Annotated in this window: 11 protein-coding genes; 4 read left to right on the top strand and 7 right to left on the bottom strand. The window is 41.0% G+C overall.

What is annotated here, in order from left to right:
- Positions 1-1,452, bottom strand: coding sequence for a spore germination protein GerBA (gene gerBA, locus MKY10_RS19200; RefSeq protein WP_003243291.1), 1,452 nt, complete (start codon positions 1,450-1,452; stop codon positions 1-3).
- A 264-nt stretch (positions 1,453-1,716) separates the two neighbouring features.
- Here gerBA and manA point away from each other — a divergent pair, with 264 nt between their 5' ends.
- Complete coding sequence (gene manA / locus MKY10_RS19195; RefSeq protein ID WP_015251083.1) at positions 1,717-2,667, top strand: mannose-6-phosphate isomerase, class I; 951 nt, start codon at positions 1,717-1,719, stop codon at positions 2,665-2,667.
- Between the two features lie 128 nt (positions 2,668-2,795).
- The gene (gene lytD, locus MKY10_RS19190; protein ID WP_015251084.1) at positions 2,796-5,438 is read left to right on the top strand and encodes a beta-N-acetylglucosaminidase LytD; all 2,643 of its coding nucleotides are present in this window, start codon (positions 2,796-2,798) and stop codon (positions 5,436-5,438) included.
- A 38-nt stretch (positions 5,439-5,476) separates the two neighbouring features.
- On the opposite strand, the gene MKY10_RS19185 is transcribed toward lytD, so the two are convergent.
- From MKY10_RS19185 to MKY10_RS19160, 6 genes are all read right to left on the bottom strand, one after another.
- On the bottom strand, positions 5,477-7,336 hold the full coding sequence (locus tag MKY10_RS19185; RefSeq protein ID WP_015384814.1) for a CDP-glycerol glycerophosphotransferase family protein: 1,860 nt from the start codon (positions 7,334-7,336) through the stop codon (positions 5,477-5,479).
- A gap of 18 nt (positions 7,337-7,354) precedes the next feature.
- On the bottom strand, positions 7,355-8,524 hold the full coding sequence (locus MKY10_RS19180) for a CDP-glycerol glycerophosphotransferase family protein (protein ID WP_044052444.1): 1,170 nt from the start codon (positions 8,522-8,524) through the stop codon (positions 7,355-7,357).
- A gap of 3 nt (positions 8,525-8,527) precedes the next feature.
- The gene (locus MKY10_RS19175) at positions 8,528-9,553 is read right to left on the bottom strand and encodes a ribitol-5-phosphate dehydrogenase (RefSeq protein WP_003235523.1); all 1,026 of its coding nucleotides are present in this window, start codon (positions 9,551-9,553) and stop codon (positions 8,528-8,530) included.
- Entirely contained in the window at positions 9,550-10,263 is a 714-nt protein-coding gene (locus tag MKY10_RS19170) for a 2-C-methyl-D-erythritol 4-phosphate cytidylyltransferase (RefSeq protein WP_015251087.1), read from the bottom strand. Before MKY10_RS19170 ends, MKY10_RS19175 begins: the two co-directional genes overlap by 4 nt.
- Before the next feature lie 88 nt (positions 10,264-10,351).
- Positions 10,352-11,503 carry a CDP-glycerol--glycerophosphate glycerophosphotransferase gene (locus tag MKY10_RS19165; protein ID WP_015251088.1) on the bottom strand — a complete coding sequence of 384 codons (1,152 nt, stop codon included), beginning with the start codon at positions 11,501-11,503 and terminating at the stop codon, positions 10,352-10,354.
- A gap of 95 nt (positions 11,504-11,598) precedes the next feature.
- Positions 11,599-12,372, bottom strand: coding sequence for a WecB/TagA/CpsF family glycosyltransferase (locus MKY10_RS19160; protein ID WP_015251089.1), 774 nt, complete (start codon positions 12,370-12,372; stop codon positions 11,599-11,601).
- A 508-nt stretch (positions 12,373-12,880) separates the two neighbouring features.
- On the opposite strand from MKY10_RS19160, the gene tagD reads away from it, so the two are divergent.
- Both tagD and MKY10_RS19150 read left to right on the top strand, forming a co-directional pair.
- Complete coding sequence (gene tagD / locus MKY10_RS19155; protein WP_048654774.1) at positions 12,881-13,270, top strand: glycerol-3-phosphate cytidylyltransferase; 390 nt, start codon at positions 12,881-12,883, stop codon at positions 13,268-13,270.
- A gap of 93 nt (positions 13,271-13,363) precedes the next feature.
- The gene (locus MKY10_RS19150; RefSeq protein ID WP_015251091.1) at positions 13,364-14,548 is read left to right on the top strand and encodes a CDP-glycerol glycerophosphotransferase family protein; all 1,185 of its coding nucleotides are present in this window, start codon (positions 13,364-13,366) and stop codon (positions 14,546-14,548) included.
- The last annotated feature ends 20 nt before the right edge of the window (positions 14,549-14,568 follow it).

The raw sequence follows: 14,568 nt of genomic DNA, 5'->3' as shown, positions 1-14,568 counted from the left end.
TCACCTTTGTCTGATGTTATCTTCGGGATCGTTTCGTGTCGGTCTTCTTTTTAAAAACATCGTGGGAATACGGATGACTGTGTCTTTCAAATCCTGTCCAGGCTGCGCCATGATCGGGATAATGTAATCCTGGCCAAAGCTTTTCAGGCGCATGAGATGGCCGATCACAAACAGATAAACCATTATAACGCCGTACATGCCAAGCGCTGTTGCACTTATCATAACCCCGATCCGAATGATCCGCAGCGGAAAGTTATAGGCGTATGAAGGAACGGTAAAGGATGCCAGTGCTGTGACAGAAACGACAATGACCATAAGCGCACTGACAATTTGCGCCTGAACAGCTGCCTGTCCGATGACAACGCCGCCGATAAGGCCAATTGTCTGTCCAATCGGCTTAGGCAGCCTTAATCCGGCTTCTCGAATCAATTCGATCGTAAAGATCATGATAAAGGCCTCTACAAAAGGCGGGAATGGTACGTTAAGCCTGCTGCCTGCAATGGAAATGGCCATTCTAGTCGGCAATAGCCCGGTGTGAAAAGAAACGAGAGAAATATACAGACCGGGCAAATAAATGGTGATCAGGATGCTGGAATAACGAAGAAGGCGTACAAGTGACATTGGGATCCAGCGCTGGCTGTAATCATCGGGCGAATGAATAAATTCGTCAACCGTAGCCGGTACAATCAAAGCAAACGGCGTACCATCCACTAATATGGACACTCGCCCTTCTAATAGAGAACTTTCGACCCGGTCCGGTCGTTCTGTGCTTAATATTGTGGGGAAAATTGAAAATGGTTCGTCTTCAATCAGCTGTTCAAGCGTCCCCGATTCCGGCAAATTATCTATATTGACTGATTTCAGCCTTTTAAACACTTCTTTGACGACATAATCTGGGGCGATATCCTGAATATAAGCGACAGCGATTTTCTTTTTGGTCCTTTTTCCGAGTGTCATTTCTTTGATGACGAGATTAGGATCACTCGTCCGTTCACGCAAAAGCGCCGTGTTTGTCCGCAGCTTTTCAATAAATCCTATTTTAGGGCCGCGTTCCACGACTTCGGAGGAGGGTTCATCAAGACTGCGTGTTGCGACTGACTTTGTGTCGAAAGCTAATCCTCCGCGATAGCCATCAGCGAGCAAAATGGCTTGCCCTGAAAAAACGAGCTGCTCTATTTCTTTCATTGTAGAAACAACGCTGTGGTGAAAGCCGAAAAAAAAGGCGGATAAGTCTTCAATCGAGCATTCCTTATGGGCCAACGCCTCTTTTTGTAAAGGAGAAATGACGTATTGCGCCAGCATTTTATTCTCTGTCAGACCGTCAATATACAGTAAACACGCCTTTTGTCTGCTATCTCCGAAAGCAAATGTATAAAACATCATATCGTCGTTTTGTCCCAATGTTTTTTTCAGTGTGTCTAAATTGTTCTGGAGATCAGAGTCGATTTGCATAGTTTCTCTCCTTCGTAAACAGATTGACGGTTTTTATTAATTTGTATCAAAAAAGGAGAATTATTCTTATCGAGGAAAAGGCTGAAACAAAGCTTCTTTTCGACGTGATATAATAGATAGGAAGCGTTTTCTTTGAAGGGGTAATGAAAAGATGATGCTTTGTACATATGTTGTCATCGGAAAAAGGCAGCTTATACGGGCGTTTGTAAGAGGGGCGCACCGGGAAAATGATGATCAGTTATTTACAGGGGAGGGGTACGGATCATGACGCAATCACCGATTTTTCTAACGCCTGTGTTTAAAGAAAAAATCTGGGGCGGAACCGCTTTACGAGATAGATTTGGATACAGTATTCCTTCAGAATCAACGGGGGAATGCTGGGTCATTTCCGCTCATCCAAAAGGACCGAGCACTGTTGCAAATGGCCCGTATAAAGGAAAGACATTGATCGAGCTTTGGGAAGAGCACCGTGAAGTATTCGGCGGCGTAGAGGGGGATCGGTTTCCGCTTCTGACAAAGCTGCTGGATGTGAAGGAAGATACGTCAATTAAAGTTCACCCTGATGATTACTATGCCGGAGAAAACGAAGAGGGAGAACTCGGCAAGACGGAATGCTGGTACATTATCGACTGTAAGGAAAACGCAGAAATCATTTACGGGCATACGGCCCGCTCAAAAACCGAACTTGTCACAATGATCAACAGCGGTGACTGGGAGGGCCTGCTGCGAAGAATCAAAATTAAACCGGGTGATTTCTATTATGTGCCGAGCGGAACGCTGCACGCATTGTGCAAGGGGGCCCTTGTTTTAGAGACTCAGCAAAATTCAGATGCCACATACCGGGTGTACGATTATGACCGTCTTGATAGCAACGGAAGTCCGAGAGAGCTTCATTTTGCCAAAGCGGTCAATGCCGCCACGGTTCCCCATGTGGACGGGTATATAGATGAATCGACCGAATCAAGAAAAGGCATAACCATTAAAACGTTTGTCCAAGGGGAATATTTTTCGGTGTATAAATGGGACATCAATGGCGAAGCTGAAATGACTCAGGATGAATCCTTTCTGAGTTGCAGCGTGATAGAAGGAAGCGGTTTGCTCAAGTATGAGGACAAAACATGTCCGCTCAAAAAAGGTGATCACTTTATTTTGCCGGCTCAAATGCCCGATTTTACGATAAAAGGAACTTGTACCCTTATCGTGTCTCATATTTAAACTTAATCTCACTTCGAGGTTAAGTTTTTTTATTAGAAAATGGAAGTGATTCACCTATAAATGAAGCATGCGCGTGCCGATAAATAAACTAGTTTTATATACTCATAGAATAAGAAAGAGGAGAAGGAATGAAAAAGAGACTAATCGCACCTATGCTTCTATCCGCCGCGTCCCTTGCCTTTTTTGCCATGTCTGGTTCTGCCCAGGCAGCCGCGTATACCGACTACTCACTATATAAAGTAGAGCCGTCGAATACGTTCAGTACAGAAAGCCAAGCCTCACAAGCTGTCGCCAAACTGGAAAAAGATACTGGCTGGGATGCATCCTATCAGGCTTCAGGCACAACAACGACCTACCAAATTTCCGCCTCAGGCATTCATAGCGAATCAGAAGCGAAAGCAATACTGAGCGGACTCGCCAAACAGACATCAATTACAGGAACGTCAAGTCCTGTTGGAAGCAAACAGCCATATGTCACCATCTCGTCAGGTGCCATCTCCGGAGAAAAACAGGCCAACACTATCCTTGCAAAGCTGAAACAGGAGACGGGAGTGGCTGGCGCTGTAAAAGCTTACGGAGCAGCTCAGCCCTATATGAACGTCATGACATCAGACATTGCTGATGAGACAAAAGTCAAGGCGCTTATCCAGAGCCTGGCCAAGCAAACGGGGATTAAAAGCTCGTATCAGCCCATCACACACACGGTGTCTGTCACAACCATTCAGTCTGGCACAATCGTGGGAGACAGCAGAGCAGCGCAGATCAAAAACGCCTTCCAAAAGGAATCTGGGCTGCAGGCATCATTAAAGGAAACAGTGAAAGGGCAAGCCTATTATACGTTCACAACTGCCGCCATTTCAGGTGAAGCCAATGCCAAAACTCTATTGCAGCAGCTGAAACAGAGCACTGGCATCACAGGCAGCTACAAGTCCATCAATCAAAAAACAACCGTTGAGTCATACAATGTCCAATCAGCTTATTTCAAAGGGCTGAGTACAGTAAAGGACGCCATCAGCCAAATCAAGAAAAACACTGGCGTATCCGGCAGTTATCAACAGGTTGGAAAAAGCACATCATATACCGTGAATATGAAGGGTATAACAAAACAGCAGCTCCAAAAAATAGACACTTTCTTTAAAAAGAAAAAATGGCATTACACGTCATCCAGCGTCAAAAAAACGACAACGTCTGCAGCTTATCAAATCACGACGGCAAAGATTTTAGGCGAGCAGCAAGCAAACAAAGCAGCAGCCTTCTTTGCTCAGAAAAAAGTAAAAGCTGCAAAAACAGCAGCTGGATCAACAGCAGAAAATCAATATCAGCTCATCTCAGAAGAAACATCAGATCAAGCAAAAGTCACAAAGGGCTTGAACATATTAAAGAAAAATCAGCTGAGTGCTTCTGCGAAATCCGTCAAAAAACAAATAGCTGACACGTTTAAAATCACAACCGAATCTCTGCTTGATCAAACGAAAGTCAATCAGGCACTCACGTTTTTCAAATCGAATCATATATCAGCAGCAAGCCAGAAAACCGGTCAGACAGCTGCGAGCAGCTATCAAATCACAACTGAAGCTATCATCAGCCAAGAAGAGATTGACCGCGTTTTAACATTTTTCAAACAAAATAAAATCGCAGTCACAACATCAAAAACAGGCCAGACTGCATATACACAATACAAAATCGTGACAACACAGCTCAGCAGCAAAACAGCATTGAACAATGGGTTAACCTATCTTAAATCGAAAAGTGTAACCCCCAGCTACACAACGAAAAGCAATACGCTTTATAAAATCAGCGTAAATGAGCAGTTCACAGGCAATGATACAGCTGCTGCGGCATCAACGAAGCTAAAACAATTATACGGATGGACATCATCTATCGTGAAGATCAAAAACGGTCCGCAAATCATGAAAACAAATTACAATCTCTCGCTTCGTGATATGGTCCAAAAACAAATGACAGTAAGTCCGCAAACAGACGGAGCGGCTTACGTATCGCTCACGTACATTAATACAGCAACATCAACCGTTACGGCTGATGTACTAAATATCCGGTCAACGCCGGAAGTCAGTCCGACAAACGTGATCGGCCAATTTAAAAAAGGCGATAAAGTGAAAATCATCGGACAGATAAACGGCTGGGCTAAGATCAATTTGGGCTGGCGAAACGCAAGCAGTGATGAAGTAGTTCAATACGTGGATCCGAATAACTTTTCCAGAGACAGCAAATACTACTTCCAATTTCTCAAGCTGTCACAGACAGCGGGCCTCAGCGTTACTGAGGTCAATCAGAAAGTGCTTGCGGGTAAAGGCATCCTGACAGGGAGAGCAAAGGCATTTATCGATGCCGCCAATCAATATAGCATCAACGAACTGTATTTAATCTCACACGCTCTTCTTGAAACAGGAAACGGGACATCCGCCTTAGCCAATGGATTAACCTATAACGGAAAAACCGTATACAACATGTATGGAATTGGAGCATACGACAGCAATCCGAATTACTACGGAGCCAAATATGCGTACGAGCAGGGCTGGTTCACACCTGAAGCGGCCATTATCGGCGGAGCTAAATTCATAGGCTCATCGTATATCCACAACACAGCTTACAATCAGGACACACTGTACAAAATGAGATGGTCAGCTACAGCGACACATCAATACGCAACAGACATCGGCTGGGCGTACAAACAAGTAAACCGCATGTACAGCCTGTATTCATTGCTGGACGGCTATACACTTTACTTTGATGTTCCGGAATATCAATAAAAAAAACACCTTTTGCGGCTGCAAAAGGTGTTTTTGATTTATCTTTTAAGAACTTTATCCTCTGATGGCTCTTCTTCCTGAGGGAAAACAATTTGATCGACGACTCGCTCACTTGCTTTTCCATCAAGATCATCGAAGAAATAATGAACAAATGAATCAATTTGCTCAAAGTTATACTTCTCTTCTTTAATGATCGAAATCATTTGCTCAGACGTTTTCGCAAGAGGGCCAGGAATAAAGTCAAAGTAATCGTAATAGAAATCACGTTTGCGAATATAATCATCTACATCATAGCTGAAGAAGATCATTGGTTTATTTAATAAAGCATACTCAAAGCAAACAGAAGAGTAATCCGTTATCAGAATATCTGTTACGAGCAATAGCTCATTAATTTCTCTGAACGAAGAGAAATCATAAAAGAAATCGCTGTACTGATAAGGTATATTGGCATCGTTTCGTACGAATGGATGAATTTTGAATAAGAAGATATATTCATCCTTTAACTCTCGATACAGACGGTCAAAATCAAGCACTTCAAAAGGATAATGAGCTGATTGCTGACCGTTTCCGCGGAAGGTTGGAGCAAAAAGAATGACCTTTTTGTCCTTTAGAAACGGATATTCCGTGTAAAGGCGTTCTTTTACAAATGCCTTCTTCGCTTCATCAAAGAAAAAGTCTGTTCGCGGTACGCCCGTAGCAATGACGTTCTCAATGTCTACCCCAAAGCCCTCTGCGTAGTGCTTCCGTATATTTTCAGAGCTGACAATAACCTTCGTGTAGTTTCTATGGTTTTTCGAATGCGGTGACGGTCCTCCTGGCAGACCGATTCGGCTGTAGCCGAATGTCTTAAAGGCGCCGACAGCATGCCACAGCTGGACAAGGTCCGCATTTTTACGGATTTTTAACGGATAAATAATCGGATAAAAATCATCTATAAAAATGATTTTGCTTGTCGCAAAATGATAAGCCATCGACATCAGTTCAGACAGGCTTTTTCTATCTCGAATGCTGCTCTTTAAGAAAAATTTGAAATCAAAATTTTCTTCACGTTTCAGCAGCTCTTCATAAACAAATTCGAAGTTTCCTGTCATATCAAGCCGGCTGTCAGAAGCAAAGACAATTTTATTAGACTTAATTGGAAGCAGGCGGAATACATCATAAGCAAAATGGAATAAGCTTGTATTCAGCTTGCGCAAAAAGCGGTTTGCCTCTTTTCCAGTATCCAGCTCCAAAAGGCTCGGATCAATTTCCTGCAGTTTGTTGCAAGACAAATTAATCGTCTTTTCGCCCTCATCATAATTAACGATTAAATTGAACTTCATCAGCTTTTTAGCAGAATGAAATTCCATTTTTGTGGCATACACATCATTAGAAAGGAAATTACTTACATTTCCGACTGTATGCACTTCCTGATGTTTTACATTTTGGTCATCTACAGCTTCAATCTCGAGAAACAGCTTATACTCGCCTTGCGGAAGAGGTTTGTCATTCATCAGCTTAGAAAAGTTAATCTGCTGTGAAAATCCTGCCCACTTATAGGCTCCTGGCACATTTGAAGTATCAATTGACAGCTTATCTACCGGAACATCCCGCAGTGAAACAGCTGTAAATAAAACACCGTTGTTCACCAATAATAAACGTTTTCGAACCTGATCCTCTTTTTGAAGCGGCAGGCCCTTGATATACATATAACCCGCAATTTTTAGAATTGACCCATTCCAAGAAAACTCAGAAATCTTTCTGACAGGGACTTGCTGGTTTTCTTCAATTCGCTTCGTTTTATCAAATAGAGAAAAAACCCTGTTATCAGCTGGATGGACAATGACAGCTGCATTTTCTTTTTGCGTTTTCTTTTTTGATCTGAAAAGTCTGTTCTTAATCTTTCTTGCCAGCTTCACTTTGTACCTCACTTTCTCCTAATCGGCACCAGATGTTAAAAATGATGAAATAAAATCGGCTACCCGCTCTGAAGATTTGCCGTCCTGATGGGTGATAAATGCCTGTGAAAAATCTTCAATACGTTTCGTATCAGCCTCGTGATCACTCTCGATATCGTGTACAAGCGATGGAACGTCTTTCGAAATCGGCCCGGGTACAAACGATTCAAACGGGTAGTAGAAATCACGTTCTTCCAAGTAGTCTTCTAAATCCGGGCAGTAAAAATACATCGGACGTTTCAGCAGGCTGTACTCGAAAATAACTGAAGAATAATCGGTTATCAGCCCATCAGAGATTGCCATCAAATCGTACAAAGAGTACGAATCAGTTAAATCCAGCACAAAATCATCCTCTTCCGTGTGCGCATGTTTGCGCATATACGGATGAAGATGGAGGATCACGACATAATCTTTATGGTTTAGCGCCGATTTTAATTGTAGCAGATCAAGCGGTATAGCGTCACCCTCTTGATGATGTCCGCTGCCTCGAAAAGTAGGAGCATACAAAAGCTTTTTTTTATGCTTCAGTTCAGGATAAACCCGATGAAACTCATCCAGTACAGTGCGAATATGTTCCTTATGATAAAAATAATCCGTTCTTGGAATGCCGAGCGGCAAAATCTGCTTTTGCTCCATTTGAAAGGCTTCGGCGAAATGCGGAACGGCAGCGGGTGCACTGACAATGGCATAATCATAGTTTGAATGCACGGGAACAATCTTCAAATAATCAGAAGAAGGGCCGAACGGCTTGTTCACAATGCTGTAGCCAAATTTTTTAAACGCGCCGCAAGCATGCCAAAGCTGGATGGCAACAGTTTCCTTTCGTTTTGGCACAACATACAAAGGAAAATAATAATCATCCAACAAAAGCACGCGGCATGTTGCAAGGTGATATAGCGAGCCGAAAAGATGAAGCAAATATGCAGCTCGTCCGATCAGCCCTTTATCCATCTTGCGGAACAGCAGGGTGATGCGAAGAGACGGATCTTGCTTCAGCTTTTCATAGACACCTTTAAAATTATCACTTAAATGATCCTCACGATAGGAAGCTATGACAATTTTGTTGTGCTGTACTGGTAATAAAGCGCTCAATAGTTGATAAGCAGTGCCGAATACTCCTTTTACAATTCGTGTAAGGAATGTTTTCACTGTTTAAATTTCCCATTCAATAACAGTTTTTCCCCAAGATGAAGTCAAATCTGCTTCAAACGCGTTTGTAATTTCCTCAATACTGCGTACCGGGAAGCGTCCGCCAACTAATGTTTCTAAATAATCAACGACTTCAGGGTATTGAGCTAAAAAGTCTACAGTACGGGCAAAATCCTCGCGTCCGCTTCGGCTGCTGCCGATCAGCGTAATCCCTTTTTCAAGCACCATTCTTGTTTCAATTTCAACAGGGTATTCAGATACGCCTAAGAGCGCTACACACGCTTCAGGATGGACATGGGCAATGATTTGCTCAATTGCGCTTTCACTGCCGCGTCCGCCCACGCATTCAAAGGCATGATCGATTCTGACATCTTCAGGAATGTCGTTAATTTGATAAGCTGCATCAACAAAAGAAAAATGATCAAGCTTGTAAGGTGTTTTTCCGAAAATAAACACCTTGCTGTCTGGATATTTTTTCTTCAGTAGAAGCGTCATGATAAATCCGAGATTTCCGTCCCCCCAGACACCGAATGTGTCACGCTTCTTATGCGCCATGCGCTCAAAGCGGGAAAGCGCGTGAACTGCAATTGTAATAAGCTCAGTGAAGGCTGCGACATGCGGATTAATGCTGTCTGGAAGCTCAACAAGCCGATCAGGCGCCATGAACATATAATCCTGCATAAATCCATCATAACCGCTTGAACGGAATCTGCTGGACCGCAGGTAATTCTCCGCGATGACTTCATGCTCTTCAACCGGTGTATTTGGCACCATAACAACCCGGGTTCCGACTTTAAATGTGCCTGTCGGATCAAACATGACTTTTCCGATCCCTTCATGGATCAGAGCCATCGGCAGCTTTTTGTCCATCGCTTCTTTGCCGCGTGAGCCAGTATAATAACGCTGGTCTGCAGCACAGATGGATAAATGGGTAGGACGGACGACGACCTTATCTGAATGGACAACTTTATCTTTATATGTCACTTCAAATTGTCGGGCAGAAACTAAACGATATGTTTGATTAATCATTGTGAAATTCGCTCCTGTAAAATGGCATTAGCCACTTTTAAGTCATATGGTGTCGTTACTTTAATGTTAAAGACTTCACCGCGGACCAGCTTCACTTTTTCACCCGCTAACGAGCAGATCTTGCAAGCGTCAGTAAGGACAGCTTTTTGCTCATCGGACAGTTGATTATAAAGCTCGACCAATTTGCTGATTCGGAAGCTTTGCGGTGTTTGCCCCTGATACATGTTATCGCGGACAGGGATATCAGAAATAAATTCCTGGTCTTCTGAAGCAATAATTGTATCAATGGCTGAGATAACAGTATCAACCGCGCCGTATTGAAGAACAGCATCAATGTTTTCATCGATAATGCGATGAGTGAGAAACGGACGCACAGAATCGTGAGTGATGATCACGTCATCATCCTGAATACCGAATTCTTTTTCAATATAGCGGATGCCGCTCATAATAGATTCATTACGGTCGCTGCCGCCTTCAACGACAATCAGGCGATTATCCTGCCCGATGAATTTCTTTAAAATGTCTTTTGTATGGTTAATCCACTCTTTAGGGGAGACGATTAAAATCTTATCGAAACGGTCATTTAATAAAAACTTTTCAACCGTATGAATAATAATTGGGCGTTTATTTAACGGCAAAAACTGTTTTGGCATATTGACGTTCCCCATGCGGGAACCTTTTCCACCGGCTAGAATCTCAGCATAAATCATAAAATGACTCCTTCCTTACTACAACTCATAATGTTTTATAAAAGGTTTTCATATTATTTGCAATACCGATCTCTATTATATATAAAGATCAGTTTGATTTCTCATTTATATAGCTTAAAAGCAGCTTGCTGGCATTCCCTCTTGAGTACAGATTCCATTCACGTGAAAAGCGCTCCACTTCAGTTTGAAGCCTGTTCATATCTTTCAGCTGGTCCAAGAGCATTCCTGAATCACAGCAAGGAACCCCGGGGAGTACCTCTGTATAATGGCGGATTAAACCGCGGGTTCTGTTGTAAGCCTCCATATCATACGTATAAAACAAAATGGGTTTGTCCAGCAAAGCAAATTCAAAAGGGACAGAAGAATAATCTGATATTAACAGATCACTCATTTTTAAAAGGTCTGCAAGCGGGAGATCTGATACGTCTTTTATCCACGCACTATCCCCATGTAATTGAGCAGATTGCTTCATAACAGGATGAAGTTTTACTGCAAGTAAATATTCTCCTTTTAAATCATGCTGCAGCTGTTTTTCTGAAAACGGCAGCGAAAAGCTTTCAAACTGATGATCCCTAAAGGTTGGCGCATACAGGATGATTTTTTTCTCTGCCGGCAGGTGATATTTGCTTTTAAGGTCATTGCTGTTTTCCTTCACCTCATAGTAAGCATCGGTTAAAGGCACGCCAAACCGAAGAAATTTATCACCTTTTATATCGAAGAATTCCTTGAATATGTCAGCCATATGTTCAGAACCGACGACAATCCGGTCAAATGAAGCATACACTTTGCGAAAGCGTCTCACGTCAGCCCGCGAACGATTCTGTGTGTTGATATCCTTTAACCCAAATCGTTTAAACGCTCCATTCGCATGCCAAACTTGGATACACTCGATATCAGGTCTGCAGGTCAAAACGGTTGTCAAAACAAAATAGTTATCAACAATCACAGCTTTACTGCTCAGCATAGAAAAGACCGCTTTATATATATGAAGCGGGTGTTTTTCGTTAATAATTGAAACAGTAAGCTCAGGAAATTCTGTTTCCAGCGATTTGGCATGCTGGGTCAGAAGTACATGAATGGGAAATGAGTAGTGTCCCATCTGATATTCCTTTAATATTGCCCGGGCATTATCAGGAAAGGAAACAAGAAGGGTCACTTGACTTCCCGGTTTGACCCAAAACAGCAATGTGCCGATGACTTTGATGAACAAATAGTAAAAAAACGCAAACCAGGATTTCAATCTGTCATCAGCTCAAATCGGCTGCCGCGGATTGTCGGCAGGCACAGCGAAAGATTCATGCATTTCATTACATACCATAGCTCCTTTAAGGCCCATTACAGATGGCGTGATTGATCTTTGACTTGTCCCGTATATTGCGGCTTTGCTGAAGTTCGTTCATGTTTCAGCACGGCTGTAACATACTTAGGAATGCTAAGCATTCTTCTCCAGCGCGCAGGGTTTGTGATCAGCCTGTACATCCATTCAAGGTGAAAACGGATAAAAAATGAGGGCGCTCTTTTGACATTGCCGCTGAACACATCAAAGCTTCCGCCCAGCCCTACAGAAACAGCCTGAGGGAATAGATGTCGGTATTTATGGATAAAGAACTCCTGATTAGGATAACCTAAAGCAACAAATACCATGTCAGGATTTGAGGCTGCGATCTTGTCTGCTACCTCACGTTGATTCTTCACATAACCGTCAGAATATCCGGCAATTTCAATCCCAGGATAATCACGTTCGACTCGCTCGATTGTCTGAGCAATCACATGCTTAGCTGCACCGTAAAAGAAAACCCGTTTTTTCTTTTGATCAGCCTTCTCAAGCAAAGACGTAAACAAATCATAACCGGCGATTCTGGATTGAAGCGGCTTACCAATTAGCTTGGAAACCAACACAACACCAATGCCATCCGGCAAAATAAAATCAGCAGATGAAAGAACCGCTTCATAACGCGGATTTTGCATCGCTTCAAATCCGATTTCAGGATTCGCTGTTACGATGAACGCACCTTTATTCTGGTCCAAAAATGACGTTTCTAAATGTGATACAAATGAAGTTAGTTCACCGTCTACAAAATCTAATTGATTAATGGGTTTCGTTTGCATCGTATCAACCCTCCTTTTCATCTATATGTCTATAAAAAACACGTGTCATTCGTATAGTTTGATTAAAGACTCTTTGTCTGAAAACATTTTACTCTATCTTACCACAAAAATCTTTAGGAACTTTTAACATTCACATTACAATTCCTTCACGTTTTGACGATGAATTAATATGAGGAGGGGCGTACAAAATAAATGACGCAGCAGAAAGAAAATCGTTTCACTTAAAAACGCGACAAAAGATTCGATTTTTTCGAAAAAGAAAACTTGTTATAATGGGTATGGATAAGGCATTAGACCTGTAAAAATTATACATCAATACAACGATGATACCAAAAAATGCTGGTGATTGACATTTTTAAAGAGCCTTAACTTTTATAGGAACTTATGCTATTATTGTTCAATATTAATGGTACGTAAAAAATGTGTCGAAATTATAAACAATCTGTTAAGGTTTGTGGTTTTTTTCTGGTACTCTCAGTTGAAAACGGTTGGAAGGTGATGTTATCTGATGAAGAAAGTGATAACGTACGGAACATTTGATTTATTTCATTATGGACACATGAAGCTGCTGCAAAGAGCAAAAAATCTGGGTGATTACTTAATCGTGGGATTATCTACAGATGAATTTAATCTTCAAAAACAAAAAAAATCGCATCATTCCTATGAACATCGAAAATTCATTTTAGAAACAATTGATTTTGTGGATGAAGTGATTCCCGAAAAAAACTGGGAACAAAAAATCTCAGATATTCAAAGGTACGATATAGATACATTTGTGATCGGCGATGATTGGAAAGGGAAATTTGACTTCTTAAAGGAATATTGTGAGGTCATTTACCTTCCGAGAACAGAAGGCATTTCAACTACCCAAATCAAAAAAGACATGGCTAGTTTATAGAAGCACTAACTTAAAGAGGCTTGAAGTAATTCAGTTGCTTCTTTTTTTCTTGTTTGCGCAAATATAAATTTTTTACTCTTTAAGGAGTTCATTATGAAATCTTTTATTTTACAAAAATGCAGAAGTTTATTAGTCAGGGCCTATTCAGTTCTTTTTAAGATTTTTGCTCTTCTGCCAAGAAACAATAAATTAATTTTATTTGAAAGCTACTCAGGAAAACAGTTTAGCTGCAATCCCCGAGCAATCTATGAATATTTACAGGAAAATAAAGATCAATATGATTATAAAATGATATGGAGCATTGATAAACGATATTTGTCGGCATTAGACGGCGTAGATGCAGCATATATAAAAAGGTTTTCTTTTAAGTGGATTTGGTACATGGCTACAGCGAAATATTGGATTACAAACAGCCGGCTCCCATTATGGATTCCAAAACCAAAAAACACATTGTATGTACAGACGTGGCACGGCACTCCGCTAAAAAAACTTGCTAATGATATGGATGAAGTGCATATGCCCGGAACCACAACTGAAAAATATAAACAGAATTTTCTGCAGGAAGCAAGCAAATGGGATTATTTGATTTCTCCTAATGCTTATTCGACTGAAATTTTTAAACGGGCATTTCAATTTAAAAAACAAATTTTAGAAACAGGTTATCCGCGAAATGACATTCTATATTCACCAAATAAAGAATCATTAATAAATAGGGTAAAACAAGAGTTAGAAATTAGCGAAGATAAAAAAATAATTTTATATGCACCAACTTGGAGAGACAATGAGTTTAAGAAAGTTGGTCAGTATAAATTTAAACTTCAATTTGATTTAGAGGAAATGAAGAGGAAGCTTGGGGACTCTGTGGTTATTCTTTTAAGAATGCATTATCTAGTTTCAGAACAATTTAATTTAGGGAAATATAAAGATTTTGTGAAAGATGTTTCCTTATATAAAGATATTCGAGATTTATATTTAATTAGTGATTTATTGATTACGGATTATTCTTCTGTCTTTTTTGATTATATGAATTTAAAAAAACCCATCGTATTTTTTGTGTATGATCTCCCGGCTTATCGAGACTCTATCAGAGGTTTTTATTTTAATTTTCAGCAAAAAACGCCAGGAAACTTGGTTCAAACAAGTGAAGAACTTATAGATACGGTAATAGAGTTGTTACATAATCCTTATATAGATCATAACTATGAGGATTTTTATAATGAATTTTGTAATTTAGAAGATGGCAAGGCTTCTAAAAGAGTAATTGAAACGATCCTTTAACTTCTAAATAAAGAGGTACA

The sequence above is a fragment of the Bacillus sp. FSL P4-0290 genome, from assembly GCF_037975435.1.
Lineage (GTDB): Bacteria > Bacillota > Bacilli > Bacillales > Bacillaceae > Bacillus > Bacillus subtilis.
Note: the sequence above shows the minus strand (reverse complement) of the source record. Positions and strands in the feature narration are given on the sequence as shown.

Excerpts from the sequence above, each read along its gene's own strand:
- gerBA (WP_003243291.1), bottom strand. The coding sequence starts at position 1,452 with ATGCAAATCGACTCTGATCTCCAGAACAATTTAGACACACTGAAAAAA.
- manA (WP_015251083.1), top strand. The coding sequence starts at position 1,717 with ATGACGCAATCACCGATTTTTCTAACGCCTGTGTTTAAAGAAAAAATC.
- lytD (WP_015251084.1), top strand. The coding sequence starts at position 2,796 with ATGAAAAAGAGACTAATCGCACCTATGCTTCTATCCGCCGCGTCCCTT.
- MKY10_RS19175 (WP_003235523.1), bottom strand. The coding sequence starts at position 9,553 with ATGATTAATCAAACATATCGTTTAGTTTCTGCCCGACAATTTGAAGTG.
- MKY10_RS19170 (WP_015251087.1), bottom strand. The coding sequence starts at position 10,263 with ATGATTTATGCTGAGATTCTAGCCGGTGGAAAAGGTTCCCGCATGGGG.
- MKY10_RS19160 (WP_015251089.1), bottom strand. The coding sequence starts at position 12,372 with ATGCAAACGAAACCCATTAATCAATTAGATTTTGTAGACGGTGAACTA.
- tagD (WP_048654774.1), top strand. The coding sequence starts at position 12,881 with ATGAAGAAAGTGATAACGTACGGAACATTTGATTTATTTCATTATGGA.
- MKY10_RS19150 (WP_015251091.1), top strand. The coding sequence starts at position 13,364 with ATGAAATCTTTTATTTTACAAAAATGCAGAAGTTTATTAGTCAGGGCC.